This window comes from Streptomyces albidus (ex Kaewkla and Franco 2022) (assembly GCF_013870515.1).
Lineage (GTDB): Bacteria > Actinomycetota > Actinomycetes > Streptomycetales > Streptomycetaceae > Streptomyces > Streptomyces albidus.
This window is the reverse complement of record NZ_JACBXA010000062.1, coordinates 1-25,621: the sequence shown is the minus strand read 5'-3', so window position 1 is coordinate 25,621 and position 25,621 is coordinate 1. Positions and strand designations below refer to the sequence as shown.

Below are 25,621 nucleotides of genomic sequence, written 5' to 3'. Positions count from 1 at the left end.
TGTTGACGAATCCGAGCCCCGGTGGCCCCGGCGCAGGGCGCCGCATCGCGTCTCACCCCGGAGGAGGTCTTCGAACGTGCGGCCCTGCACGGCGACGAGCACACCATCAAGCTCACCGACACGGCTCTGGACGTCGCCTCCTGGGACGCCGACGGACGCGGAGCCGAGCCGGCGCTGGCCGCCGCACTCAGGGCGGTCGAGCTCATCGAGCCGGTGGGGTGAGCAGGCCGCCGACGGTCACATCGCCGCGGCGAAGGTGTCGTAGGAGCGCTCGTCGAAGAGGACGAACCGCACCTCGTCGAAGCCCTCCCCCTCCTCGCGAACGGTGGTCACAGCGATGCGGGCGCCGTCGTCGAGCGGCCATCCGTAGACGCCAGTGGAGACGGCCGGGAACGCGACCGTACGGGCGCCCAGCTCCCGTGCCACGCGCAGCGATTCGCGGTAGCAGGAGGCCAGCTGCTCCGAGCGGTCCTCGCTCTTGGCCCAGACGGGACCGACCGTGTGGATCACCCAGCGCGCGGGCAGCCGTCCGGCTGTCGTCGCCACGGCCTCGCCCGTGGGCAGCCCGCTGCCGTACTGCGTGTCCCGCAGCCGGCGGCACGCCGCCAGGATGTCGGGCCCGCCCTTGCGGTGGATGGCGCCGTCGACTCCCCCGCCGCCCAGCAGCGAGGAGTTGGCGGCGTTGACCACCGCGTCGACGTCCTGTTCGGTGATGTCGCCCTGTACGAGCGTGACCGTCGGAATCGGCATACGGGTCATCCTCGCACCGGGTGCCGTCATTGTGCGTACCACTGGCAGCGCGCGCACACCCTGGCAGTGACCATGGCCTTGGGATAACTTGCGTCACCAGCCGTGCCCTCCACGACCGCCTCCGGAAGGACGTCCCCGATGTCCAGCGCTCCCTCCCGCCGCACGCTCTTCCTCGGCGGAACGGCTGCCGCGCTCAGCGCGCCGCTGCTCACCTCCAGCGCCGCGTCAGCGGCCGTCCGCGGCGCCGCTGCCGGGCGGGTCACTCCGGGTGCCGACATCGCGGCCGGCGACGGCTGGAAGCTGCTGCGCGGGCGCAAGGTCGGCGTGGTGAGCAACCCCACGGGCATCCTGCGCGACACCAGCCACGTCGTGGACTCCATGGCCGCGCAGAAGGAACTGAACATCGTGGGGGTGTTCGGCCCCGAGCACGGCTTCCGAGGCAGCGCGCAGGCAGGCGAGTCCGAGCCGGAGTTCGAGGACCCCCGCACCGGCCTGACGGTCTACGACGCCTACGGGGCGGACGCGAAGAAGATGGCCACGCTCTTCCGCAAGGCGGGTGCGGACACCATCGTCTTCGACATCCAGGACGTCGGGGTGCGCTTCTACACCTACATCTGGACGATGTACCAGGCCATGGTCGCGGCCCGCGACATCGGCGCCTCCTTCATCGTCCTCGACCGCCCGAACCCGGTCGGACGGCGTGCCGACGGGCCGATGATGACCAAGGAGTTCACCTCGGGCGTCGGCCTCAAGCCCATCATCCAGCAGCACGGACTGACGGTCGGTGAGCTGGCCCGCTACTTCAACGGCGAGCTCCTCCCCGGCGAGGGCGAAGGCGGGAAGGTCGAGCTGGAGGTCGTACGGGTCCGCGGCTGGTCCCCTTCCGCTCCCGCCCAGGAGACAGGCCTGCCCTGGGTGCCGCCCTCGCCCAACATGCCCTTCCCCGACACCGCCACGGCCTACGCGGGCACCGGCTGGTTCGAGGGCACGAACCTCTCCGAGGGCCGGGGCACAACCCGTCCCTTCGAGCTCATCGGCGCCCCGTACCTGGACTACCGCTACAGCGACCGGCTCAACGCCCGGAAGCTGCCCGGCGTCCGCTTCCGCGAGGGGTACTTCGTGCCCACCTTCAGCAAGCACGAGGGCAAGACCTGCGCGGGCGTCCAGCTGCACATCACCGACCCCCGCAGCTACCGGCCCATCCCGACGGCCGCCGCGATGCTGGCCGAGGCGATGAAGTACGACGACTTCGCGTGGCGCAAGGACAACGACCCGCGTCCGTACTGGATCGACAAGCTGTCCGGGTCTACGCGGCTGCGCACGATGCTCGACGCGGGCAAGGGGACGGACGAGGTGACCGCGGCGTGGGAGTCCGAGGTCCGCGACTTCGACCGCACCCGGCGTCAGTACATGCTCTACCGCTGAGGGGCACCGGGTCTCGTGTGTCCCACGGGGGCTCAGCGCGTCGCGTAGACCGTGCCGTCTTCCTGGACCTTGACCGTCACCGGACGGCGGGTGCGCATCACACGGACCACGACTATGGGCAGCCAGACGAACAGTGCCCACGCACCGCCGGTGAGGACGGTCAGCAGGATGTGAATCGGGAAGTGCGTCTCCGGCGCTGACGGAAAGGTGACCGTCAAGCCCTCCGGAGACGTTTCCTGAACGGCGCCCCCGGTGCGTTCGAGGTAGGGCGGGAGGGCAGCGTTCAGAGCCTCTCGCTGTTCTTCCACGGGCAGTGCATGCCCCGCGCCGACGCGGATCAATTCTGTGGGTGCCGCCATCACACACGCTCCTTGCTTGTGCGGACCCGAAACCCCGAGAGGGATGTCCAGGATAGTCCCGAACCGGCGGGAGGGCAGAAAATCTTGCGCTCTGACTCCACCGGCAGCGCGGCAGAAACCCCCGTTGGCCATGAATGGTTTTCGTATGCCTGTGGCCTTATTCGTTGTAGGCCGACGAGGTGCGGTCGACGGAGATCGCCTTCACGGACTTGCCTGCCTCCGTGAACTCGACCTTTTCTGTGAACGTCCTGCCAGGCTCGAGATTGAGAGTGGAGACCGGTGTCTCTTCCACCCGATTCCCGGCCGAGTTCAACAACTCCAGGTCGATGAGGTAATCGGATGCCTCGCTGCTGTGATTCGTGACCGTGACCGTGAGGGTCGTCGTCTTGAACCCGAACTCGTCTTTCGTGACCGGCCGGGACAGCTTCACATCGTCTTTGGGCGGGTGCTCCTCGTTCTCCGAGAAGCTGTCCGGCCCTTCTTCGCCCTTGTCCTTCTCGGGCTGGCTCCGGCGCTTCTCAGGCTTGTCGGGGGGCTCCCCTGCAAACAGCACGGAACAGCCGCCGGCGACGAGAAGAACGGCCAGAATTACACCGCCGAAGATTCCCCAGAAGGCTTTTCTTCCCCTGCGGCTCTTCTTGGGCTTGCCGTGGTGATGCGGCGGTTCCTGCCGGCTGGGGTGCCACTGGGGATTTCCGGAGTCTGCCATCTTTCTCACCTGCTCTCGGGAAGCTCGACGCTACGCCCGAACGGGTGAGGGTGCAGAAGATCTCCATTGGCCCGGTATGCAGAACTCCGCGCCTTCACGGGACGCCGCATCGTTGCGCAGATCCCTCGCTTCTCCTTGGCCGCACGAACCCGGGGACCCTGCCGATCGGTCCGGCCGCTCCTTTCACCCTGTCGTCTCCCGTCCAGCTGTTTTCCGTTCTGCAAAAGACGTCCGCTGGGAGTGAGCTGTTTCCAACCTGCTTAAGCACGACGGCAGTTGACGGTGGGGTGGTGTCAGACGCACGGAAGGGCCTGGTCGACGGGTTGCCGGCCAGGACCACCTGTCCGCCCAGGAGCTTCCGCGTGCTTGTCCACCCATCTGAATAACATGAGGCGAGCCTGCAAGAGCATGCCCTTTCACTCGGGAACCCGGAGCACTCCGCCATGAAGTACACCGTCTCCATCGAGATCGCCCTGCCGCGGGAGAGGGTGGTACAGCTGCTCGCCGACCCGGCACACATGTCGAAGTGGCTGCGGGGTCTGGTACTGCACGAGCCGCTGAGTGGGGTGCACGGGCAAGTCGGTACCAAATCGCGGGTCGTGATGCAGATGGGGAAGCAGAGGATCGAGTGCACCGAGACCATCACGCGCCGGGAACCGGCAGACCTGCACGGGATCCCGAAAGGGCACGTCGTTCACTTCGACCGCGAGATCGTCGGCGAGGGCATGTGGAGCGCCGTGCGCGACCGGCTGACCGAAGCCGGCCCGGAGACGACGCTCTGGGCGAGCGAGAACGAATACCGGTTCAGCGGTTTGCTGATGCGGCTGGTGGGGCTCCTGATGCCCGGCGCCTTCCGCAAGCAGTCGCAGCAGCACATGCAGGACTTCAAGGCCTTCGCCGAGCAGGGAAAGGACGTCCGCGAAGCGAAGGACTGATCAACGATCAGCGTTCGCCTCCCGAAGAGTGGTGAGCAGCCGACGTGACGGCGGGCCGGCACCTGAACCCCTCCCACCTGACGGGTGGTTGGAAAGGTGCCCCGGCGGTGGGCACGAACAAAGCTCCTGGTAGGCGGGGTCACGCTGGAGGGAGGCGTGAGCGCGGCCGACGGGGCTGGCTAACCTGCTCACATGCCTGCCCTCTCCCTGGCACCCCTCGGGTTCTCCCCCGCTGAGATCGCCGAAGTGGTCGAGCTGTACGCGAGCAACGGCGACTACTGGCGCTCGGCGGGCGAATACGACCCCGAGAACATCGATGCCGGCGTCGTCGAGGCCGACCTGCGCCGCGAAGTCTTCACCGACGGCTGCGAGTTGCTGCTCGCCCGCGACGAGGACGGCTCCCTTGCGGGGCTGCTCTCGCTGCTGGACGAACACCCCCGGGACAAGCAGCCCTGGATCGGCCTGCTGATGGTGCACGGCGGCCGCCAACGTAAAGGCGTGGGACGGCTCCTGGCCGGCGCCGTCGAGGAGAAGTACAGGAACGAGGGCAAGGTGCGCATCGGGCTGGCCGTGCTGGAGAACAGGCCCTCGTCGCTGGCCTTCTGGACCTCACTGGGCTGGCAGGAGACCGATCGCCGCCGCGACCTCGAGCACGGCCGACCGTGCATCGTGATGCACAAGGCCCTGACCTGAATCATCGACGCGAATGGTCGGATCGGGGCCGTCTCCCGTGCAGGACGGGGTGGTTGGACCGGACCGGGCGCGGGTGCGGCGATCAGCCGTCGTCCTTGATCCACGGGCGCCGTCGGTCCAGCGTCGGGTACTCGTAGGGGTCGCCCGTCTTCCGCTCGTGCTCCCTGCGTCCCCGCGTGGCGACGAGGAAGCCGAGGAACGCGGCCACGACGAACAGCCAGGGAAGTATCGGCATGAGGAAGAAGCCGATGACGAGGAAGAGCACGAGCGCCGCGAACACCCCTGCCGCGACGTCCACCTTCGGCGCGTCACCCGGTGTGCGTTCCATGTCCTGCTCCCCTCGCTCGACCGGCGGCGAGCGGGCTGACCGGCCGGGGCACTACGACACGCAGGTGCTCAGGAGGGCAGGCAGGGCTGCCCGGCCTTGCGAGTTCCTGCGTTCACCGTCCACTTCACGCCCGCCCGCCGGGAGTTGTGGTGCCCCCGACGGCGACCTTTCGGGGGTTGGTAGACGTCTGCCGTCGGGAGCAACAGCACCGGATGTCCATGTTGCCCCTGAAAATCCGGTGAGTTGAGAATCCACCCTTTTCCCCTTGGATGGCAATGCCCGGTGCAAGATTCCTCGATCCGATCCGGCTGCCGGAACACCACGTTGGACGGGTGTGCCCGGACCGCACGCACAGCAGGACCCGCACAGGGCCCAGCGAGATCCGAAGGGGTTCAATTGCCGCCGCGGGGCAGAAGGGCAAGCACCTGCTGGAGGTTGTGCTCGGCGATCCCCGTCATGGCGTCCCGGTCCGGGAAGTCCCCGTCGAGGAGTCGGAGCGGTCCGGCCACGAGTGAGAGCCGCATCGCCAACGTGTAGGAGGCCAGGCGCTGTTCATCGAGCTGCTCCCGGTTCAGCCACCGGTAGTGCTCGCCGAAGCGGATCCGCAGAAACGCGTGCTCCCATTCGACGTCGAAGAACATCAGGCCCTCGACATCGATGAGCGCCGGCTGCCCGAGCCGGTCCACCATCACATGGTCCGGTCCGAGCTCCCCGTGGACGAGGGCGTACTCGGAACGTGGCTGCACTGCGGCGGCCAGCCCCCGCACCGCGTCGTCCACGCGGTCGCGGACGCGTGCCATCCGTGCGTCGCGCGAGGCTGCCTCGGCGAGGTCGTCGAGCGCGCGGCCGAGGACCACCTGCTCGCACGAACGGCCCCGGGAGATCCGGCCGTTGTCGATCACGGCGACCTTGCCGAAGTCCGGACCCGTGTGGCTTCGCATCACGTCGAGTGCTTCGGCGAGGCGAGCGAGGACCGGTTCCGCACGGCGGGGGTCCTGCTGGAGCAGCCCCTCCAGATTCTCGCCGGGCACGTCCTCCACCACCGCGAGGTCCGCCGGGTAGCGGCTCCTGCTCCGGTCGACCAGATGGATCCGGGGGGTGCGGACCCCGATTGCCTCCAAGCGCCTGTTGGCGGCATGGAACAGATCGATGCCGGAGGCGTGCGAGAACGGGTCCGCGTGATCGTCGGGCTCGCCGGTGTGCTCGTCGGGCCAGTAGTTCTCGGCGTCGTCCCAGATGTAGAGGATCGCGGTCGAGTCGTCGTCGAAGGTGAGGCGGTACACGCCCTTCTTGCTCCCGCCTCGGAGCCGCGACAGGCCCATGAGGCGGCGTTCGGTGCCCACAGCGGCGCGGGCGACCCCCAGCAGCTGATCACGTCTGACGACCCTGCGTGCGACGTCCACAACCCGCCTCCAGCGCGTACCGGCTGCGCAGCCTGCTTGCCGGAGGAGAGCTGACGAGCGGGTCCTCCGGCATCACTGCTTGACCGCCGAACGTTAGACGATGCCTACGCGCCTTCTAACGAGAGGGGAGGTGGCCGGCCCCGGGCTGTGTGATGCGGCCGCGCTACGGTCCCCCCCCTCGTGCTGGTGGCTTTCTGACTGAGCAGCGCACGTCCATCGCCTCCAAAAGCCTTCGCGCGTGCCGCCGTCCGGTGGTGAGGTGGCACGGTGACCAACCACGAAGAGGCGGCCCCTGTCCGACCGTTGACGCTGGCCTGGGTGAGCCGGCACCTGGAGGTCGGCGAGCGGATCGTCAGAAGCGAGGCCCTGCACGGCGGCATCACTGCCGAGATGCGGAGGCTGACCGTCGGCACGCGGGACGGGGGCACCCGTGAGCTGGTGCTGCGGACCTTCGTCGACCCGTTCTTCGTGGAGCGCGCCGAGGACTCGCTGGACCGGGAAGCCGGCGCTCTGACCGTGCTCACGGGGACCGGCGTGCGGGCGCCGGAACTGGTCGCGGTTGATCCCACCGCCGCGCATTGCGAGTATCCGTCGCTCCTGATGACACATCTGGCGGGCCGGACGGTCCTCGACGACGAGGGGCTGGAGACGCGCGTCCCCCTGCTGGCCCGCCAACTCGTGGCGATACACGCGTTGCGACCCTCCCCCCGGCTCTCGGCTTCGATCGAGCAGGGGAGTCCCCGTTGGCGGCCACGGGAGTATGTGGCGTTGACGACCGCCGACACCGTCGTGACTCCGAAGGGCGCCGACGCGGCGGCATGGGCCGCGGCGGTCGACGTGATCCGCAGGCCCGCGCCGCCCTATGAAGGACGATTCCTGCACCGGGACTTCCACCCCGGCAACGTGCTGTTCGACGTGCCGCCCCGACGGCCGGCAGATGCCCGTATCACCGGCGTCGTCGACTGGGCGGCCACCTCCTGGGGCCCCGCGGACCTCGATGTGGCGCACTGCTCCACCAATCTCGCGCTGCTGCACGGCCCGGCGTGGGGTCTGCGGTTCGCTGAGGCGTATGAGGAGGCCGGCGGGGTGCTGGCCGCGGACGCGAGCGAGCGGCTGTACTGGCAGGTGCGGGACGGGCTGGCGTTCTCGGAGGAAGTGCGGTCGGTGGCGCAGCCATGGCGGGAGGCGGGGAGGACGGAGCTGACGACGCGGGTCGTGGAGGAGCGGCTGGACACCTATGTCACCGCCCTGATGGACGCGCCGGGCTGAGCCGATCCGGTCCAAGGGGCCACCCCGGCCTCATCGTTCACCGCCACCCGCCAGCCGCGTCCCCAACCTCAGTGGACAGAACACCTAGCGCTCCAGGGTCTTCTTCGCCCCTTCCGGCAGCCGCAGGTACACCAGCGCCGAGACGAGGCACAGGGCGGCCACGTACCAGGGGAAGGCGCCGGGTCGGCCCAGGTCCTTGAACAGGGTTCCCATGTACGGGGCGGTCCCGCCGAAGAGCGCCACCGTCAGCGAGTACGGGAAGCCGATGCCTGCCGCGCGCACCCGTGCGGGGAAGACCTCGGCGTTCACCGCCGCCGCCACGGAGGTGTAGCCGGTCAGCAGGATCATGCCGCCGCACTGCACGAGCAGCAGCGAAGTGAAGGACTGGGTGATCGAGTTGAGCAGCGGCACGCACAGCACCGCGAAGCCGATGGAGAAGAAGAGCAGCAGCGGCTTCCGCCCCACGCGGTCGGAGAGGATACCGCCCAGGGGCTGCAGCAGCGCGAAGAAGGCCAGCGAGATCGTGCCGATGAGGAGCGAATCGGCCTTGTCGAAGCCGACGTTGACCTGTGCGTACGTCGGGAGGTACGAGGTCCAGGTGTAGTAGGCGATGGTGGCGCCCGTCGTGATGCCGCAGATCAGCAGCGACTCGCGCGGATGTGTTCGCAGCGCCTCGAAGAGCCCGGGCCGGGGGCCCGCCTGCATCTCGGGGCTGCGGGTCTCCTCCGCGCCCCGCCGGATCCAGAAGCCGACAAGGCTGAGCACCGCTCCGACCACGAACGCCGCACGCCATCCCCACAGGTGCATCTGTCCGTCGTCGATTCGTGCGACGAGCAGGGCCGTGACGCCGGAGGCCACGAGTTGTCCCACGGTGGTGGAGACGTACTGGAAGCTGGAGAAGAGCCCGCGGCGTCCTTGCGGGGCCGACTCGACGAGGAACGTGGTGGCCGCGGCGAACTCGCCGCCCACGGACAGCCCTTGGAGCAGCCTGGCTATCACCAGGACGATCGGGCCGAGGAGTCCGGCGGCGGCGTATGTGGGAGTCAGTGCAAGCAGCAGGCTGCTGCCGCCCATGAGCAGGATCGTGACCGTCAGTGCGGCGCGGCGTCCGCTGCGGTCGGCGATGGCTCCCATGAGCAGCCCGCCGACCGGGCGCATGAAGAAGCCGACGGCGAAGACGGCGAACGTCGACAGCAGGGGCACGAGGGAGTTGTCAGCGCTCGCGGGGAAGATCTCCGCCGCGATGAAGGTGGCGAGGAAGGTGTAGGCGAGCCAGTCGTACCACTCGACGGCGTTGCCTACCGAGGCGGCGAGGAGTTGACGTCCGGGGCGCGACGGCGGCGCCTGGCGGGCTGCTTCAGTGGGCCCGGCGGCATCGGTGGGCTGCGTCATGAGCCCTCATCTCCCCAGATTTCACGTGTGCACACGTGTCTGATTCAGGGCGCACGACACCGGCCACGTCAGTGGGCCGGCGCGCCAGCCGGCGAGTCCCCCCTGGTGGCGGGTGTGGCGGCAGGCGGGTCGCTCTGGAGGGTCACCGGTTCGGTCCGCACCACGGTCGACGAGTCCTCGGTGCGGGCGTCCCGTCGTACCAGCGCCGCGTACAGGCCGTCCGCGGCGAGGAGTTCGGCGTGGGTGCCTCGCTCGGCGATGCGTCCTGCGTCGAGCACGACGATCTGGTCGGCGTCGCGGACGGTGGAGAGCCGGTGGGCGATGGTGATCGTGGTGCGGCCTGCCGACAAGGCGTCGATGGCCTGCTGCACCGCCCGCTCGGTGCGCGTGTCCAGAGCGCTGGTCGCCTCGTCGAGGATGAGCACCGGCGGATCCCGCAGGATCGTACGGGCCAGCGCGAGGCGCTGCTTCTCCCCGCCGGAGAAGCGGTAGCCGCGTTCACCGACGAGGGTGTCGTAGCCCTCGGGCAGCGCGGCGATGTGGTCGTGGATCTGGGCGGCCTCGGCCGCGTCCCGTAGCTGGTCCGGCGTCGCTCCGGGCCTGGCGAAGCGGAGGTTGTCGGCTACGGACGCGTGGAAGAGGTAGGTCTCCTGCGAGACGACGCCGACGGCCCCGGTGAGCGTGGCGAAGTCCAGGTCGCGCACGTCGACGCCGTCGATGGTGACGCGCCCGCCGGTGACGTCGTACAGACGTGGGACGAGGTAGCTGAGGGTGCTCTTTCCGGCGCCCGTCGCTCCGACGACCGCGAGGGAGCTGCCCTCGGGAACGGTCAGGTCGATGCCGTGCAGGGCCGCGGTGGAGTCCTTGTCGCCGTAGGTGAAGTCGACGTTCTCGAAGCGCACGCGGCCGCGCACCTTCTCCAGCGCGATCGGGGCGGCGGGTTCCTCGATGTCGACGCGCAGGTCGAGGTATTCGAAGATGCGCTGGAAGAGCGCAAGCGACGTCTGCATCTCCACGCCGGTCGACAGCAGCGAGACGGTGGGTCGCAGCAGCCCTTGCTGGAGGGTGACGAAGGCGACGAGCGTGCCGATGGAGAAGCCGGGGCCGCCGAAGTGGACGAGCATGCCCGCCGTCCAGTACAGCAGCGCCGGGATCGCGCCCATGACGATGCCGATGGTGGACATCCGCCAGCGTCCGGCCATGTGGGAGCGGATCTCCAGCCCCACCAGGCGTTCGGACTCCGCGGAGAAGTCACGTGTGAGGGCCTCGGCCCGTCCCATGGTGCGTCCGAGGAGGATGCCGCTGACGGACAGCGATTCGGTGACCAGCGCGGACATCGCGGCCATCTGGGCCTGCCGCTGCGTGGTGATCCTCTTGCGCTCCCGCCCGACCCGGCGGCTGATCCAGACGAAGAGCGGGAGCAGCAGCAGCGAGGCGAGCGTCAGCCGCCAGTCCAGCGCGAGCATCGCGGCGACGGTGGCGACGACGCCGGTGAGGTTGGAGACGAGAGAGGTCGCGGTGGAGGTGACGGTCGCCTGCATGCCGCCGATGTCGTTGGCGATGCGCGACTGCACCTCGCCGGTGCGGGTGCGCGTGAAGAACGCGAGCGGCATCCGCTGGAGCTTGGCGTAGACGTCGGTGCGCAGGTCGTGCATGACGCGCTGCCCGACGGTGGTGGAGATGAAGGTCTGCAGCACGTTGAAGACGCTGCTGACGACGGCGATGCCGATCAGTCCGAGAGCCAGGAGGCCCAGCAGGACGGTGCGCCGCTGAGGAATGGCGACGTCGAGGATCTCCCGCAGCAGGAACGGTGAGGCGACCGACACCAGCGAGGACGCGCCGACCAGCACGCCGACGACTGCGAGCCGGCCCCGGTAGGGACGGAAGATGCGCAGGATGCGCCTCAGTTGAGGAGAGTCCCGTGCGGAGGCTTCGGTGCCGTCCGAAGCCGGGGACGGTGACGGTGTCCACTCGTGGGTGTCGCGGGGCAATGGGCTCCTCGGGGCCGTGGGGGAAGTATCGGACGGTCATTCGAGACTACGCGGCAGGTGCGTCACGTCGAGCACATAACCGGCCTGAACGGGACCCTTGACCTGCCCCTAGCATGGGTCGCACATCCGTCCGCCCGCACGCGCCAGGAGAAGACATGCCGCTGCTCGACCCCGGATCCGGCGCGCTGCGGCCCCGCGCGAGCGCTGCGCACGTGCCGGCTCCGGACCGCGTCCCGGACGCACTCGCCGGCGGCACACCCGAACCCCTGCGCGGCGAGCTGTCCCGGCTGCTCGGTGCGCAGAAGGTGCTGTGGAAGATCTCGGATCTCGTGCGCTACGCCTCGGACGCCAGCCCGTACCGCTTCGTCCCGACGGTCGTGGTGGTCGCCGAGGACGTCGACGACGTCTCCGCCGTGCTGGCCTACGCACGCGAGAACGGCCGCAACGTCGTCTTCCGCGCCGCCGGCACCTCACTGAACGGGCAGGCGCAGGGCGAGGACATCCTCGTCGACGTACGCCGCCACTGGACGGGAGTCGAGGCGCTCGGGCAGGACGCCGCCCGGGCACGCATCCGTCCCGGCACGACGGTGGTGCGGGCGAACGCCGCGCTGGCACCGTACGGGCGCCTGCTCGGCCCCGACCCGGCCAGCGCGATCGCCTGCACGGTCGGCGGTGTCGTCGCCAACAACGCCTCCGGCATGACCGCCGGCACCACCCGCAACTCCTACCGCACGGTCGCCTCCCTGACGCTCGTACTGCCCTCCGGCACGGTGGTGGACACCGGCGCGGACGGCGCCGACGAGAAGCTGGCACAGGCCGAACCGGCGCTCTGCGAAGGGCTGATGGCCCTCAAAGCCGAGATCGAGTCCGACCCCGGACTGGTCTCCCGCATCCGCGCCAAGTACGAACTGAAGAACACCAACGGCTACCGCCTGGACGCCTTCCTCGACGGCGATACGCCGGTGAGCATCCTGCGCGGCCTGACGGTCGGCTCGGAGGGCACGCTCGGCTTCATCTCCGAGGTCGTCTTCGACACCCTTCCGCTGCACCGGCGCACCTCGACCGGGCTGCTGTTCTTCCCCTCGCTGTCGGCCGCCGCAACGGCGGTGCCCAAGTTCAACGAGGCGGGCGCCATGTCCGTCGAGTTGATGGACGGCAACACCCTGCGGGCGTCGGTCAGCGTGGCGGGCGTGCCCGGCGACTGGGCGCAGCTGCCGAAGGAGACCGCCGCACTGCTCGTGGAGTTCCGGGCTCCCGACGAGGAGGCGCAGCTCGCGATGGAGAGGGCCGCCGAAGGAGTCATGGCGGACCTCGAACTGGTGGCGCCGGTGGCTTCGGTGACCAACGTCTTCACGCGTGACTCGAAGACGATCGGCTTCTACTGGAAGGCGCGCAAGGCGTTCGTCTCCGCGGTCGGAGGTTCACGTCCCACGGGCACGACGCTCATCACCGAGGACTTCGCGGTGCCCCCGTCCCGCCTCGCCGAAGCCTGCGAGGCGCTGCTGGAGCTGCAGCAGCGGCACGGCTTCGACGCGGCTGTCGCCGGTCACGCCGCCCACGGCAACCTGCACTTCCTGCTCGCCTTCGACGCCGCCAAGGAGCAGGACGTGGCGCGCTACGCCGCGTTCATGGACGAGTTCTGCCAGCTGACGGTCGAACGCTTCGACGGCTCCTTGAAGGCGGAGCACGCGACCGGCCGCAACATCGCCCCCTTCCTCCAGCTGGAGTGGGGCGAGAAGGCCACCTCACTGATGTGGCGGATCAAGCAGACCGTCGATCCTGGCGGCGTGCTCGCACCGCGCGTCCTGCTCGACCGCGATCCGCGGGCGCATCTGCGCGGCCTGAAGTCCATCCCGAAGGTGGAGGACGTGGGCGACCCCTGTATCGAGTGCGGGTTCTGCGAACCGACCTGCCCCAGCGGCGACCTGACGACTACACCCCGCCAACGCATCGTTCTGCGCCGGGAGATGCTGCGCCAGCAGCCCGGCTCCCCCGTGGGTGAGAACTTGCTGGAGAGCTACGGCTACGACGCGGTCGACACCTGCGCCGGGGACTCGACCTGTGCGCTGGCCTGCCCGGTCGGCATCGACACGGGCGCCATGATGAAGGAGTTCCGGCACCGGCGGCACTCCGCACGCGAGGAGCGTACGGCCGCACGCGTCGCGCGGCACTTCGCGACGGTGGAGAGGGCCGCACGGCTGGCGGTGGCCACGGCCGACAAGCTCCGCACCCGGCTGATGCCGTGCCGCGGCGACCGGCTCCTGGAGTCGCTGACGGGCACGGCACGCAAGGCCGTACGCCCCGATCTCGTACCCGAGTGGCTGCCGCAGCTCCCAGGGGCGGCCGCGAAGAGGCTGCCCGCGACGGACCGTTCGGGCGCGGCAGCCGTCTACTACCCCGCGTGCGTCAACAGGATCTTCGGCGGGTCCGGCGGCGACGACGGGCCTTCGCTGCCGGAGTCCGTGGTGATCGTCTCGGCACGCGCGGGGCGGCCCGTGTGGATTCCCGAGGACGTCGTGGGCACGTGCTGCGCGACCATCTGGCACTCCAAGGGCTACGAGTCTGGGAACGCACTCATGGCCGACCGGATCGTGGAGGCGGCCTGGCGCTGGACGGACGGCGGGGAGCTGCCGCTGGTGGTGGACGCCTCTTCCTGCACCCTGGGCATCGGTGAGGAGGTCGTGCCGTATCTCAGCCCCGCCAACCGCAAGTTGCACGAGCGGCTCACGGTGATCGACTCGGTCGCCTGGGCCGCCGAGGAGCTGCTGCCGCGGCTCACGGTCGAGCGGCGCGTCGGCTCGGCGGTGCTCCACCCGACGTGTTCCATGCAGCACCTCGGCCAGACCGATCTGCTGCGCTCGGTGGCCGAGGCGTGCGCCGACGAGGTCGTCGTCCCCGTGGACGCGCGCTGCTGCGGCTTCGCGGGTGACCGGGGCATGCTGCACCAGGAGTTGACGACCTCCGCGACCGCACGGGAGGCGGCGGAGGTGACGGCACGGGACTTCGACACGTACCTGTCGGCCAACCGGATGTGCGAGGTCGGCATGGACCATGCCACGGGCGGGCGCGGCTACCGGTCGGTGCTGATGGAGCTGGAACGGGCCACCCGCCCGGCCTGAGCGCCGTACCACCGGTAGTCGCGCGAGGGCCCACGCGAACGTGTTCCCGGGGCCGTCACCGACGGGCCCCGGGAACACGGGAGTTCACGCAACGGGCAGGGAGCGCGAGGCTACGACTTCGCGCCCACGTGCAGCGCCACCACGCCCTTGGCCGGGACCGTCGCCTCGGCCTTGCCGTCGTCCCCGACGGTGACCGTGTCGCCCCCGCAGTCGTCCGGCTTCGCCTTGGCGACGTTGCAGTAGGTGCCCGCGGGCAGCGAGGTGGAGAAGGTCTGCTTCAGCTCGCCGTCACCGGCGTTGAGCGCGACGAAGCCCTTGCCGCTCCGGCCGAAGGCGAGAGCGCTGCCCTGCGACCACCAGTCGGTCACCTCGGCGTTCCCGACGGTGTTGCGGAAGGCGACCATGCCGGTGATCGCCTGCTGGGCGTGCATGTCGGTCCAGCCCTCACCACCGCTCGGCGGGCCCGCGTCCTTCTCGCTCCACTCGTAGCCGGAGAAGACGTTCGGGGAGCCGTAGGGGTGAGCCAGCATGAAGGCGTTGGCGAGCTTGTAGAGGTCGCCGTCCTTGTAGCTCAGGGTCGAACCGTTGCGCTCGGTGTCCCAGTTGTCCACGTGCGTACGGGCCTTGCCGCCGTCCAGCTTGCCCTCGGCGATCTTCTGCAGCCCGCCCACGTCACCGCCCTGGAAGGCGCTCTTGAGATGGGTGCCGTAGCGGAACTCGTCCACATCGCCCAGCCCCGTGTACTCCTCGGGCTGGACCGCCTCCCCGCCTCCGTAGATCACCTCGGAGACCCAGAAGCCGGGGTCGGCCATCTTGGCCTTGACGGCCTCGATGTCGGAGGCGGCCATGTGCTTCGCGGCATCGATGCGGAGGCCGTCCACGCCCATCCCCCGGAGACCGTCGAGGTAGTCGGCGATGGCGGAGCGCACCTTGTCGCTGCCGGTGTCGAGGTCGGAGAGGCTGACGAGCTCGCACGTCTGCACGTTCTCGCGGTTGGTGTAGTCGGAGATGTCCTTGCGGCAGCCGTGGAAGTCGCCGTCCCCATAGAGACCGGGGTAGTCGTACTTGCTGTACTTGGTGCCGCCGGTGCCCGTACCCGATCCGGCTGCCATGTGGTTGATGACGGCGTCCGCGATCACCTTCACACCGGCCTTGTGGCAGGCGTCGACCATGCCCTTGAAGGCGTCGGCGTCACCGAGCCGCCCGGCGATCTTGTAGCTGACGGGCTGGTACGAGGTCCACCACTGTCCGCCCTCGATGTGCTCCGTGGCCGGTGAGACCTCCACGTAGCCGTACCCGGCGGGGCCGAGGGTGTCGGTGCACTCCTTGCCCACTGACGTGTACGGCCTCTCGAAGAGCGTCGCGGTGACGGTCTTCTCGCCGGGAGGAGTGGCCTGGGAGGGCCAGGGTGCGAGGGCGGTGAGGCCGCCCGCGGCGACGACCCCGGCCAGGGTCGCGCCGGTCAGACGCTTGTTCATCGTGTGCGGCTCCTTCGTCGTCGGACACAGAGCGAGTGCCGAAGAAGGCAGCCACGCGCCAGGCCGCCGTGGGGGGTCGGTAACGGAGCCTGCCGTTGCGGCGTGGACGCGTCAAGACGCGGAGTAAGAATTTCCAGAGGTTTTCAGTAAGTTCTTGCCGTGGTGGACGTGGTCAACGGGAGTCTTGGAGCGGCCACTTGGACCGGCATCCGTCACCGGGCTCGTTCATGCTGGGGGCCTCGCGCCGCGGCTACCGGGCTGCCAGCGCCGCCTTGTCACCCATGACCACCGCCGGGTGCTTGTCGGGGTCCAGGGTGCGCAGCAGGTACCGCATGCCGGACCGGGAGAGGCTCACGCAGCCCGATGTGCCGCTGCCGTGGTCCATGTGCAGCCAGATGCTGCCGCCCTTCGACTGCCCTTGCGGCCGCGAGGGGTCGAGCGGCGAAGTGCCCTTGGCGCGGTTGTAGTCGACGGCGATGACGTGATCGAAGTCGTGCCGGGTCTTCTTGGACCAGTACGAGGGCGGGGTGAACGCGTCGCTGTCGGTGTACGGGAGCTTCGCGTCCGGCGCCGGCTTCACACCGCCGGCGTCGGTGAGGGTGAAGACGCCCACGGGGCTGCGCTTGTCACCCTCACGGTGATCCCGCGTCCAGCCCTTCCTGCCGTTGTGCGCCGGCCAACTGCGGTCCTGCTGCCACTTCTTGCCGTGCTTGCTGTACAGGCGCACCGTCGCGTCGGCGGAGTCCTTGTCCTTGCCGTAGACCGCCACCACCTGACGGGCCTCACGGGGGATCTTCTTCTGCAGCGGGTCACCCACATCGGGGATGCGAGTGGGATCGACCTCGGCCGAGCCGCCCTTCGCCTTGCCGGTGTCCTTGCCCGCCGCCGGACTTCCGCCGCAGGCGCCGAGACCCGCGACGAGCACGACGGCTGCCGCGCCGGCCGCTGCCGTCCTGACGGCCCGTACGGACAGTCCACCCGTCCGCACCTTTACCGCCCGCCCGTTCCTCCGTACGCGTCGCGCCCGATTTTTGCGCATGCGCCCATGGTCCCATCCTCCGCACGACGCACCAGGGGCGGGCGCGTGCGGGGACAGCGCTGAGGGGAAAGGAGGAGTGAAAGAGCATGGGGAAAACCGCGGGTCGCAGCGGGGCGCGAGCGTCTGTCCGAACGGCGGTACCAGCGGGAAAACCCGTTGCGTAGCGGTCCTGGCACAGCGAGTCTTGCGAGGCGGCCGCACCGCTCGAGCCGCTCACCTCACCGATCAACCATCCGCACCGAGCCGCCATGGGACGTCATGCAGATTCGCGATCTTCCGTATCCCGATCCAGGCGTCCCCGATGTACGGACCGGCGGCCGGTTCCTGCTGTGGCTGGGCCGCAAGCAGTTGGGGGGCCAGGCCAAGTCCCTCGGATGGGGCGCCTTGCACATGGCCTCCGTCGCCGCCGTGCCGGCAGTCGTGGGTCTGGCCGTCCAGGCCGTCGTCGCACGGTCGGGCTCGGGCCTGGCCGAGGCCGGCGTTCTGCTCGCGATCATCGCGGTCACCGTGACCGTGGGCGACACCATGCTGCACCGGACGGCCATCACGAACTGGATCACCGCCGCCTCCCGTGTGCAGCAGCTCCTGGCTCGCAGGACGGCCGCCCTGGGTGCGACTCTCACACAACGGGTCGCCGCCGGTGAGGTCGTGGCTGTCTCGACGGGCGACATCGAGAAGATCGGATGGTGCGTCGAGTCGGCCTCGCGGTTCAGCGCCGCGCTGCTGGCCACCATCGGGGTGTGCGCGGGCCTGGTCCTCTACGAACCGCAGCTGGGTGTGCTGGTCTCCCTCGGGATGCTCGTACTGGCGCTGACGGTTCTTCCGTTGCTGCCGCGTGCGACACGGCGGGCGGACCTTCAGCGCGAGAAGGCCGGCCGGGCCACCGAGCTGGCCGCCGACACCGTGGCCGGGCTGCGCGTGCTGCGAGGCATCGGCGGCGAGGAGCTGTTCCTGACGCGGTACAGGAGCGCGTCGCAGGAAGTGCGCCGGGCCGCAGTCCGTACGGCACGGATGTGGGCGCTGATCGAGGCCGTCCAGGTCGCCCTTCCCGGGCTGCTGCTGGTCGGCGTGGTCTGGTACGGAGCCCGGCTGGCGCTGGACGGGCGCATCGGCGTGGGTGAACTGGTCACGGTCTACGGGGCCGTGACGTTCCTGCTCTTCCCTCTGAGGCTGTTCCAGGAGTTCGCCATGGCGTACTCCTTCTCCAGGCCGTCCGCCCAACGGGCCGCTCGCGTCCTGTCGTTGCGCAGGGGCGTCTCGGACGAGGACGTCGAAGGCCCGATCCCTGCGAACCCCGTGACAGCTCGGGCGGCCGCGCCCGGCAAGGTGGAGCCGCCGGCGGAGCATGTGCTCGCCGGGGATCTCCACGATCCCGTCACCGGCCTGCTCGCGCCCGCCGGACAGCTGACCGCCGTGGTGTGCGGCGACCCGGACGCTGCGGGGAAGCTGGCCGACAGGCTGGGCGGACACCCGCCCGAGACCAGCGACGCCGCCTCCGTGCGTCTCGGGGGCGTGCCGCTGGACGACGTGCCGCTGGCCAGCGCGCGCACCGCCGTACTCGTCCAGGACAAGGATCCCGTCCTGCTCTCCGGAACGGTGCGCGAACTGCTCGCGGTGCCCTCCTCGGGCGATCTCCCGCCCCGGCAGGCGCTGGAGGCCGCCCAGTGCGCGGACGTCCTGGACGCGCTGGTGCAGGGCAGCCCCGAAACAGGAGGCGATCCGTTGAACGCGTCCGTCACGGAACGCGGGCGTTCCCTTTCCGGCGGGCAGCGCCAACGTCTCGCACTGGCACGCTCGTTGATGGCAGACCCGGAAGTGCTGGTGCTGGACGAGCCGACGTCCGCGGTCGACGCGCACACGGAGGCGCGCATCGCGAAGTCCCTGCGCGCGCAGCGTGAGGGGCGTACGACGGTCGTCTTCTCCTCCAGCCCGCTGATGCTGGACCAGGCGGAGCGGGTCGTCCTGGTCCGCAGCGGAACGGTGCTGGCGGTGGGCACGCACCGGGAACTGCTGAGCACGGAGGCGGCCTACCGCGCCATCGTCACGCGGGAACCCGAAGGGGCAGACGAGCCGGAGGCGTCCACCGACGGCTCCGGCCCCGCAGAAGAGCACGTTCGGGTCGGCGAGCGCGTACAGCTCGACGAACACGCACCGACCGAGGAACACGTACAGGCCGAACAGGTACAGCTGGCCGGGGCCGAGGGAGTCGAGAGGGCATGAAACAGCACACGGCTCCAGCCTTCGGTCTCGCGAGGCCCGCATACGACCCGGCCGCTTCGGAGAACGCGACCACCCTGCCCGTCGGCAGCGCCGCAACGGTGCGCGCCTACGTGGCCGAGCTCCTCCGGCGGCACAAGCGCGCCTTCATCACTCTCATCCTGGTCAACTCCCTTGCCGTGCTTGCCTCGATGGTCGGCCCCTATCTGCTGGGCGGCCTCGTCGAGGACCTCTCGGCAGGATCACGCGACCTCCAACTGGGCCGCGTCGTACTGATCTTCGTGCTGGCCCTCACCATCCAGACCTTCTTCGTGCGCGAGGTACGGCTGCGCGGGGCCATGCTCGGCGAACAGATGCTGGCGGACCTGCGGGAGGACTTCCTCGTACGCTCCGTGGCCCTGCCGCCCGGCGTGCTGGAACGCGCCGGGACCGGTGACCTGCTCTCCCGCATCACCACGGACATCGACCGGCTGGCCAACGCCATGCGTGAAGCGGTGCCCCAGCTCTCCATCGGCGTCGTCTGGACGACGCTGCTGCTGAGCGCGCTCACCGTCACCGCTCCGCCGCTCGCCGTCGCCGTGCTGATCGCGTTGCCGGTGCTGCTCGTCGGCGGCCGCTGGTACTACCGCCGCGCGCCGAGCGCCTACCGCTCGGAGGCAGCCGGGTACGCGGCGGTCGCGGGGGCGCTCGCCGAGACCGTCGACGCCGGCCGCACCGTGGAGGCGCACCGGCTGGGCTCCCGCCGGATCGCACTGTCCGAGCAGCGGATCTCGGAATGGACTGCCTGGGAGCGCTACACGCTCTGGCTGCGTTCGGTCCTCTTCCCCGTCGTCAATGTGACCAACGTGCTTCTCATCAGCGGCGTGCTCCTGCTGGGCGGCACCTTCGTGCTGCAGGGCTGGATGAGCGTCGGACAGCTGACGACCGGCGCGCTGCTGGCGCAGATGCTGATCGAGCCGGTCGGGCTGATCCTGCGCTGGTACGACGAACTCCAGATCGCCCAGGTCTCGTTGGGCAGGCTCGTGGGGGTGCGGGAGATCGAGCCGGACTCCGGGGACGACGGCCTCTCCCCCGACGGCCGCGACCTGCGGGCGGAGGACGTGCGCTTCGGCTACCGGAGCGGGACCGACGTGCTGCACGGGGTGACGATGCGCGTGCCCACCGGGACGCGGGTCGCTCTGGTCGGCCCCTCCGGGGCGGGCAAGTCCACTCTGGGGCGGCTGCTTGCAGGGATCTACGGACCTCGCACGGGCAACGTCGCCCTCGGCGACGCCGAGTTGTCCCGCATGCCCGCGGAGCGCGTCCGGAGCCATGTCGCGCTCGTCAATCAGGAGCACCACGTCTTCGTCGGATCGCTCCGCGACAACCTGCGGCTGGCCCGTACGGGCGCGAGCGACGCCGAGCTGTGGGCCGCTCTCGGGGCCGTGGACGCGGAGAGCTGGGCGCGGGCGCTGCCGGACGCGCTGGACAGCGAGATCGGCTCCGGCGGACTCTCCGTGACTCCCGCTCAGGCACAGCAGATCGCACTCGCGAGGCTGGTGCTGGCAGACCCGCACACCCTGGTGCTGGACGAGGCCACCTCCCTTCTGGACCCGCGCGCAGCGAGACACCTGGAGCGTTCACTGGCGGAGGTGCTGCGCGGGCGCACCGTGGTCGCGATCGCGCACCGCCTGCACACCGCGCACGACGCGGACGTGATCGCCGTGGTCGAGGACGGCAGGATCAGCGAACTGGGCAGCCACGACGCCCTGGTCGAGGCGGACGGCGCCTACGCCGCCCTGTGGCGCTCCTGGCACGGCTGACGGAGCGGGCGGGCCTGCCCAGACCTGCTGCTTGCAGCCCTGCGTCCCTCTTCGGCTGAGGCGCCTGTCCGGCGTGGCGTACGTCCGGCGCCTCAGCCGATCACGCCGAGCGCGACGAGTCCGCCCGCACCGCCGAGGACCATGAACAGGGGCATCAGCAGCCTCGTCTCCACCCACGCGCCGGCACGGAAGCGCATGAACTGCGGGGTGCCCAGGGGATACCAGCGCTTCCCTCCTATCGGGACGGGCCAGAGGATCGGGCACCCGGATATCGTGATGGCGTCACCGATGTTGTGCACCAACGCGCCCAGCACGATGGGCAGTCCGAGCCACAGATACTCCTGCCCGGGGCCGGTGAAGAGCCAGTCCGAGCCGTTGCCCGGCTGGTCGAGGACCCCGGCCAGGCTCCACGCGCTCGTGGCTCCGAGCAACCACACCAGCACGTCGCTGGAGACGCGGGCCGCCCGCCACAGTAGGCCTTCCACGGCAAGCACCATGTGTATGAAGAGGATCACGAGCACGGCCCATCGGCCGCCGAGGACAGCCGCCGCCGAGAACCCGACGCCGAGGAAGAGCGCCCAGGGCCAGGTGTGGGTGAGAGTGCGGTGACCCCCGGAGCGGCGCCGTTCCCCGGTGCCCTTGGTCGCGTTGTAGACGCTCTCCGAGATCTTGTCGATCACGCCGCACAGACCTCTGGAGAGCGGTCCGAACGCTCGCGAGATCGTCGCCGACTTGTGGTCCAGGTCCGGAGCCAGCGCGGCGCCGGAGCTGACAAGTGCGCCCGCGAGGAGCACCGGCCAGGGCATGGGGTGGTCCAGGGCCGCCGCGGCGGCACCCACCCCCAGCCAGGCCGCTGCCCCCGACAGCGAATGTGCCGGTCCCATCATGATCGTTCCCACCCCTGGTTGCTGCCGCGGTGCCGTCGACCGGACTCGGCTCCGGTCCCAACTCGCCGCCGGGAGCGCCCGGATCACCCCGTTCGCTGACGCCCGGTCGGCGCCACAGCGTATCGGCCGATGATCACGGCCATGCCACCGGTTCCCGGATCCGGTGCGGAGGAGGGCAGTATGGGGTGCGTGACAGCCACCCTTATCGATCAGATGCCGAGCAACGCCGACCCCGATGCCCTGTACGAGGCCTTCTCCGGGTGGGCTGAGGAGAGGGGCATCTCGCTCTATCCGGCGCAGGAAGAGGCGCTGATCGAGGTGGTCTCCGGCGCGAACGTGATCCTCTCGACCCCCACCGGGTCCGGTAAGAGTCTGGTGGCGGCGGGTGCCCACTTCGCCGCGCTCGCCCGGGACGAGGTCACCTTCTACACCGCCCCCATCAAGGCCCTGGTCTCGGAGAAGTTCTTCGACCTGTGCAAGATCTTCGGCACCGAGAACGTCGGGATGCTCACCGGGGACGCTTCCGTCAACGCCGATGCCCCCGTCATCTGCTGCACGGCCGAGGTGCTGGCCTCCATCGCGCTGCGGGACGGCGCGGAGGCCGACATCGGCCAAGTGGTGATGGACGAGTTCCACTTCTACGCCGAACCGGACCGCGGCTGGGCCTGGCAGATCCCGCTGCTGGAACTCCCCCGGGCGCAGTTCGTGCTGATGTCCGCGACGCTCGGCGACGTGACCCGCTTCGAGGACGACCTCCGGCGCCGTACGGGCCGCGACACCACTGTCGTACGCTCCGCGAGCAGGCCCGTGCCGCTGTCCTACGAGTACCGCACCACCTCGCTGACCGAGACGGTGACGGAGCTCCTCGAAACGCACCAAGCGCCCGTCTACATCGTGCACTTCACTCAGGCGCAGGCCGTGGAACGGGCGCAGGCGCTGATGAGCATCAACATGTGCACGCGCGCCGAGAAGGACGAGATCGCCAAGATCATCGGCAACTTCCGGTTCACCACCCGCTTCGGCCGGAATCTCTCCCGCTACGTCCGGCACGGCATCGGGGTGCATCACGCGGGCATGCTTCCGAAGTACCGGCGGCTGGTGGAACGGCTCGCGCAGGCAGGCCTGTTGAAGGTCATCTGCGGCACGGACACTCTCGGCGTGGGCGTCAACGTCCCCATTCGCACGGTGCTGTTCACCGCGCTCACCAAGTACGACGGGGTCCGGGTCCGTACTCTGCGCGCGCGGGAGTTCCATCAGATCGCCGGCCGGGCCGGGCGCGCCGGCTTCGACACCTCCGGTTTCGTCGTGGCTCAGGCTCCCGAGCACGTCGTGGAGAACGAGAAGGCACTCACCAAAGCCGGGGACGACCCGAAGAAGCGCCGCAAGGTCGTACGCAAGAAGGCGCCCGAAGGCTTCGTCAACTGGGGTCAGCAGACCTTCGAGAAGCTGATCGCCTCCGACCCGGAGCCGCTGATCTCCCGCTTCCGGATCACCCACGCGATGCTGCTGTCGGTGATCGCCCGGCCGGGCGACGCCTTCGCGCAGATGCGGAAGCTGCTCGAGGACAACCACGAGGACCGCCGGGCCCAGTTGAGGCACATCCGCAGAGCGATCGCCATATACCGGTCCCTGCTGGACGGAGGCGTGGTGGAGCGGCTCGACGAGCCGGACGCCCAGGGCCGGACGATCCGCCTCACCGTCGACCTCCAGCACGACTTCGCGCTCAACCAGCCGCTCTCCACGTTCGCGCTTGCCGCCTTCGAGCTGCTGGACCCCGAATCCCCCTCCTACGCGCTGGACATGGTCTCCGTCGTCGAGTCGACCCTCGATGATCCGCGGCAGATCCTGGCCGCCCAGACCAACAAGGCCAAGGGTGAGGCCGTCGCGCAGATGAAGGCCGACGGCGTCGAGTACGAGGACCGGATGGAACGGCTGATGGACATCAGCCATCCTCAGCCGCTCGAGGAGCTGCTCTTCCACGCCTACGGCCTCTACCGCAAGTCCCACCCCTGGGTCGGCGACCACCCGCTCGCCCCCAAGTCGGTCATCCGCGACATGTACGAACGGGCCATGACCTTCACCGAGTTCGTCTCCTTCTACGAACTCGCCCGCACCGAGGGCATCGTGCTGCGCTACCTGGCGAGCGCCTACAAGGCCCTGGAGCACACCGTCCCCGACGAGAAGAAGTCGGAGGACTTCCAGGACATCATCGAGTGGCTCGGCGAGATGGTCCGCCAGGTCGACTCCAGCCTGCTCGACGAGTGGGAGCAGCTGGCCAACCCCGAGGACGAGAGCGCCGAGGAGGCGCAGGAACGCGCCGACCAGGTCAAGCCCGTCACCTCCAACGCCCGCGCCTTCCGCGTCCTGGTGCGCAACGCAATGTTCCGGCGGGTGGAGCTCGCCGCGCTCGACAAGGTCCGTGAGCTGGGCGAGATGGACGAGGAGTCCGGCTGGGACGAGGACGCTTGGGCGCAGGCCATGGACGCCTACTGGGACGAGTACGACGACCTGGGCACCGGCCCCGACGCCCGGGGCCCTCGCCTCATCCAGATCGAGGAGGTGCCGGAGGAGGCGCTCTGGCGCGTCCGCCAGACCTTCGCCGACCCGAACGGCGACCACGACTGGGGCATTTCCGCCGAGGTCGACCTCACGGCCTCGGACGAGGAGGGCCGCGCCGTCATCAAGGTGACGGCGGTGGGCCAGCTTTGAGCACCCCGCAGGACGTGAAAGAGGAGCACTCCCCATGACCAGCCCCGCCGAGCAGCTCGCCGAGCTTCTCGACCTGGAGCAGATCGACGTCAACATCTTCCGCGGCCGGAGCCCGCAGGAGAACCTCCAGCGCGTGTTCGGGGGCCAGGTCGCCGGGCAGGCCCTCGTCGCCGCCGGGCGCACCACGGACGGGCAGCGCCCCGTGCATTCGCTGCACGCGTACTTCCTGCGCCCGGGAGTGCCCGGCGTGCCCATCGTGTACCAGGTCGAGCGGGTGCGTGACGGGCGTTCCTTCACGACCCGGCGCGTCATCGCCGTACAGCAGGGCCGGACCATCTTCAATCTCACCGCCTCTTTCCATCAGCCGGAGCCCGGCATCGACCACCAGGTCCCGATGCCCGGTGTCCCGGATCCGGAAAGCCTGCCGAAGCTGGCCGACGAGATCCGTGAGCACATGGGCGAACTTCCTGAATCGCTGGAGCGGATGGAACGCCGGATGGCCTTCGACATCCGCTACGTGGAGCGGCTTCGCTGGGACGCGGGCGACCTGAGGGAGACCGAGCCCCGCAGCGGGGTGTGGATGCGCGTCATCGGTTCTCTCGGTGACGATCCGCTCGTGCACACCTGCGCCCTCACCTACGCCAGCGACATGACGCTCCTCGACGCTGTACGCATCCCCGTCGAACCTCTGTGGGGCCCCCGCGGGTTCGACATGGCCTCCCTCGATCACGCGATGTGGTTCCACAGGCCGTTCCGTGTGGACGAGTGGTTCCTGTACCAGCAGGAGTCACCCATCGCGACGGGTGGTCGCGGCCTGGCCCGCGGTCAGATCTTCGACCGCGAAGGCAAGTTGATCGTTTCCGTGATGCAGGAGGGCCTGTTCCGTCCCGTGTGAGGGCGTGTCGCGGGGGCCGCTTCAGGTCGCTCCATGAGGCCCGGTTCGGAAGGCTGGACGGGCGACGTCCATGCCACGGCGCCACCAGCCAGGGCGCCGACGCGGACCTCGCAGCCTGGACAGCACATGCGCCCGCCGACGGTCGGCGTCGGGATCCCTGCCGGAACAAGGCACGCGCTCCGGCAGACCGTCCTGCCGGCCCCGAGGAACGCCCGTGCCCG

The 25,621-nt window shown here is 69.6% G+C and carries 20 protein-coding genes; 10 read left to right on the top strand and 10 right to left on the bottom strand.

Going from position 1 to position 25,621, the window contains the following annotated elements:
- The first annotated feature begins 21 nt into the window (after positions 1–21).
- Positions 22–222 (top strand): hypothetical protein, encoded by a 201-nt coding sequence (locus H5J26_RS12625; RefSeq protein WP_181765911.1) that lies wholly within the window; start codon positions 22–24, stop codon positions 220–222.
- Positions 223–237: 15 nt separating this feature from the next.
- Here the strand turns inward: H5J26_RS12625 and H5J26_RS12620 are convergent, their stop codons facing one another.
- On the bottom strand, positions 238–750 hold the full coding sequence (locus H5J26_RS12620; RefSeq protein WP_181765909.1) for an O-acetyl-ADP-ribose deacetylase: 513 nt from the start codon (positions 748–750) through the stop codon (positions 238–240).
- A gap of 138 nt (positions 751–888) precedes the next feature.
- Between H5J26_RS12620 and H5J26_RS12615 the strand changes: the two genes are divergently transcribed.
- Positions 889–2,175 (top strand): exo-beta-N-acetylmuramidase NamZ domain-containing protein, encoded by a 1,287-nt coding sequence (locus H5J26_RS12615; protein WP_181765908.1) that lies wholly within the window; start codon positions 889–891, stop codon positions 2,173–2,175.
- Positions 2,176–2,207: 32 nt separating this feature from the next.
- Here H5J26_RS12615 and H5J26_RS12610 read toward each other — a convergent pair whose 3' ends face one another.
- Positions 2,208–2,534 carry a hypothetical protein gene (locus tag H5J26_RS12610; protein ID WP_181765907.1) on the bottom strand — a complete coding sequence of 109 codons (327 nt, stop codon included), beginning with the start codon at positions 2,532–2,534 and terminating at the stop codon, positions 2,208–2,210.
- Positions 2,535–2,691: 157 nt separating this feature from the next.
- Complete coding sequence (locus H5J26_RS12605) at positions 2,692–3,243, bottom strand: hypothetical protein (protein WP_181765906.1); 552 nt, start codon at positions 3,241–3,243, stop codon at positions 2,692–2,694.
- Positions 3,244–3,686: 443 nt separating this feature from the next.
- On the opposite strand from H5J26_RS12605, the gene H5J26_RS12600 reads away from it, so the two are divergent.
- Positions 3,687–4,178, top strand: a complete 492-nt coding sequence (locus H5J26_RS12600) for an SRPBCC family protein (protein WP_181765905.1) — start codon at positions 3,687–3,689, stop codon at positions 4,176–4,178.
- Between the two features lie 192 nt (positions 4,179–4,370).
- Positions 4,371–4,871 carry a GNAT family N-acetyltransferase gene (locus tag H5J26_RS12595; RefSeq protein ID WP_181765904.1) on the top strand — a complete coding sequence of 167 codons (501 nt, stop codon included), beginning with the start codon at positions 4,371–4,373 and terminating at the stop codon, positions 4,869–4,871.
- A gap of 82 nt (positions 4,872–4,953) precedes the next feature.
- Here H5J26_RS12595 and H5J26_RS12590 read toward each other — a convergent pair whose 3' ends face one another.
- Both H5J26_RS12590 and H5J26_RS12585 read right to left on the bottom strand, forming a co-directional pair.
- On the bottom strand, positions 4,954–5,199 hold the full coding sequence (locus H5J26_RS12590) for a hypothetical protein (protein WP_181765903.1): 246 nt from the start codon (positions 5,197–5,199) through the stop codon (positions 4,954–4,956).
- Between the two features lie 392 nt (positions 5,200–5,591).
- Positions 5,592–6,602, bottom strand: a complete 1,011-nt coding sequence (locus tag H5J26_RS12585; RefSeq protein ID WP_419183788.1) for a phosphotransferase family protein — start codon at positions 6,600–6,602, stop codon at positions 5,592–5,594.
- A 267-nt stretch (positions 6,603–6,869) separates the two neighbouring features.
- Here H5J26_RS12585 and H5J26_RS12580 point away from each other — a divergent pair, with 267 nt between their 5' ends.
- Positions 6,870–7,871: a phosphotransferase family protein gene (locus tag H5J26_RS12580; protein WP_181765902.1), complete on the top strand. Its 1,002-nt coding sequence runs from the start codon at positions 6,870–6,872 to the stop codon at positions 7,869–7,871.
- Between the two features lie 84 nt (positions 7,872–7,955).
- On the opposite strand, the gene H5J26_RS12575 is transcribed toward H5J26_RS12580, so the two are convergent.
- Together H5J26_RS12575 and H5J26_RS12570 are read right to left on the bottom strand one after the other, a co-directional pair.
- A complete protein-coding gene (locus H5J26_RS12575; protein WP_181765901.1) occupies positions 7,956–9,263 on the bottom strand; it encodes an MFS transporter in 1,308 nt (435 codons plus the stop codon).
- A gap of 68 nt (positions 9,264–9,331) precedes the next feature.
- A complete protein-coding gene (locus H5J26_RS12570) occupies positions 9,332–11,254 on the bottom strand; it encodes an ABC transporter ATP-binding protein (protein WP_181765900.1) in 1,923 nt (640 codons plus the stop codon).
- A 155-nt stretch (positions 11,255–11,409) separates the two neighbouring features.
- Here H5J26_RS12570 and H5J26_RS12565 point away from each other — a divergent pair, with 155 nt between their 5' ends.
- The gene (locus H5J26_RS12565) at positions 11,410–14,373 is read left to right on the top strand and encodes an FAD-binding and (Fe-S)-binding domain-containing protein (protein WP_181765899.1); all 2,964 of its coding nucleotides are present in this window, start codon (positions 11,410–11,412) and stop codon (positions 14,371–14,373) included.
- Between the two features lie 110 nt (positions 14,374–14,483).
- On the opposite strand, the gene H5J26_RS12560 is transcribed toward H5J26_RS12565, so the two are convergent.
- Together H5J26_RS12560 and H5J26_RS12555 are read right to left on the bottom strand one after the other, a co-directional pair.
- Complete coding sequence (locus H5J26_RS12560; RefSeq protein WP_181765898.1) at positions 14,484–15,851, bottom strand: alpha-amylase; 1,368 nt, start codon at positions 15,849–15,851, stop codon at positions 14,484–14,486.
- Between the two features lie 250 nt (positions 15,852–16,101).
- A complete protein-coding gene (locus tag H5J26_RS12555) occupies positions 16,102–16,890 on the bottom strand; it encodes a L,D-transpeptidase family protein (RefSeq protein ID WP_181765897.1) in 789 nt (262 codons plus the stop codon).
- A gap of 258 nt (positions 16,891–17,148) precedes the next feature.
- Between H5J26_RS12555 and H5J26_RS12550 the strand changes: the two genes are divergently transcribed.
- Positions 17,149–19,110 carry an ABC transporter ATP-binding protein gene (locus tag H5J26_RS12550; RefSeq protein ID WP_181765896.1) on the top strand — a complete coding sequence of 654 codons (1,962 nt, stop codon included), beginning with the start codon at positions 17,149–17,151 and terminating at the stop codon, positions 19,108–19,110.
- The gene (locus H5J26_RS12545) at positions 19,107–20,909 is read left to right on the top strand and encodes an ABC transporter ATP-binding protein (RefSeq protein WP_181765895.1); all 1,803 of its coding nucleotides are present in this window, start codon (positions 19,107–19,109) and stop codon (positions 20,907–20,909) included. The genes H5J26_RS12550 and H5J26_RS12545 overlap by 4 nt, the downstream gene beginning before the upstream one ends.
- 92 nt (positions 20,910–21,001) lie before the next feature.
- Here H5J26_RS12545 and H5J26_RS12540 read toward each other — a convergent pair whose 3' ends face one another.
- Positions 21,002–21,796, bottom strand: a complete 795-nt coding sequence (locus H5J26_RS12540) for a metal-dependent hydrolase (protein ID WP_181765894.1) — start codon at positions 21,794–21,796, stop codon at positions 21,002–21,004.
- Between the two features lie 180 nt (positions 21,797–21,976).
- Here H5J26_RS12540 and H5J26_RS12535 point away from each other — a divergent pair, with 180 nt between their 5' ends.
- Complete coding sequence (locus tag H5J26_RS12535; protein WP_181765893.1) at positions 21,977–24,505, top strand: DEAD/DEAH box helicase; 2,529 nt, start codon at positions 21,977–21,979, stop codon at positions 24,503–24,505.
- 34 nt (positions 24,506–24,539) lie between these two features.
- The gene (locus H5J26_RS12530) at positions 24,540–25,400 is read left to right on the top strand and encodes an acyl-CoA thioesterase (protein WP_181765892.1); all 861 of its coding nucleotides are present in this window, start codon (positions 24,540–24,542) and stop codon (positions 25,398–25,400) included.
- Positions 25,401–25,621: the final 221 nt, after the last annotated feature.

What these genes read in the sequence shown, in the direction of transcription:
- H5J26_RS12555 (WP_181765897.1), bottom strand. Translation starts at nt 16,890, where the DNA reads ATGCGCAAAAATCGGGCGCGACGCGTACGGAGGAACGGGCGGGCGGTA.
- H5J26_RS12620 (WP_181765909.1), bottom strand. Translation starts at nt 750, where the DNA reads ATGCCGATTCCGACGGTCACGCTCGTACAGGGCGACATCACCGAACAG.
- H5J26_RS12530 (WP_181765892.1), top strand. Translation starts at nt 24,540, where the DNA reads ATGACCAGCCCCGCCGAGCAGCTCGCCGAGCTTCTCGACCTGGAGCAG.
- H5J26_RS12550 (WP_181765896.1), top strand. Translation starts at nt 17,149, where the DNA reads ATGCAGATTCGCGATCTTCCGTATCCCGATCCAGGCGTCCCCGATGTA.
- H5J26_RS12560 (WP_181765898.1), bottom strand. Translation starts at nt 15,851, where the DNA reads ATGAACAAGCGTCTGACCGGCGCGACCCTGGCCGGGGTCGTCGCCGCG.
- H5J26_RS12590 (WP_181765903.1), bottom strand. Translation starts at nt 5,199, where the DNA reads ATGGAACGCACACCGGGTGACGCGCCGAAGGTGGACGTCGCGGCAGGG.
- H5J26_RS12605 (WP_181765906.1), bottom strand. Translation starts at nt 3,243, where the DNA reads ATGGCAGACTCCGGAAATCCCCAGTGGCACCCCAGCCGGCAGGAACCG.
- H5J26_RS12600 (WP_181765905.1), top strand. Translation starts at nt 3,687, where the DNA reads ATGAAGTACACCGTCTCCATCGAGATCGCCCTGCCGCGGGAGAGGGTG.
- H5J26_RS12535 (WP_181765893.1), top strand. Translation starts at nt 21,977, where the DNA reads ATGGGGTGCGTGACAGCCACCCTTATCGATCAGATGCCGAGCAACGCC.
- H5J26_RS12540 (WP_181765894.1), bottom strand. Translation starts at nt 21,796, where the DNA reads ATGATGGGACCGGCACATTCGCTGTCGGGGGCAGCGGCCTGGCTGGGG.
- H5J26_RS12565 (WP_181765899.1), top strand. Translation starts at nt 11,410, where the DNA reads ATGCCGCTGCTCGACCCCGGATCCGGCGCGCTGCGGCCCCGCGCGAGC.
- H5J26_RS12615 (WP_181765908.1), top strand. Translation starts at nt 889, where the DNA reads ATGTCCAGCGCTCCCTCCCGCCGCACGCTCTTCCTCGGCGGAACGGCT.
- H5J26_RS12610 (WP_181765907.1), bottom strand. Translation starts at nt 2,534, where the DNA reads ATGGCGGCACCCACAGAATTGATCCGCGTCGGCGCGGGGCATGCACTG.
- H5J26_RS12575 (WP_181765901.1), bottom strand. Translation starts at nt 9,263, where the DNA reads ATGACGCAGCCCACCGATGCCGCCGGGCCCACTGAAGCAGCCCGCCAG.
- H5J26_RS12545 (WP_181765895.1), top strand. Translation starts at nt 19,107, where the DNA reads ATGAAACAGCACACGGCTCCAGCCTTCGGTCTCGCGAGGCCCGCATAC.
- H5J26_RS12595 (WP_181765904.1), top strand. Translation starts at nt 4,371, where the DNA reads ATGCCTGCCCTCTCCCTGGCACCCCTCGGGTTCTCCCCCGCTGAGATC.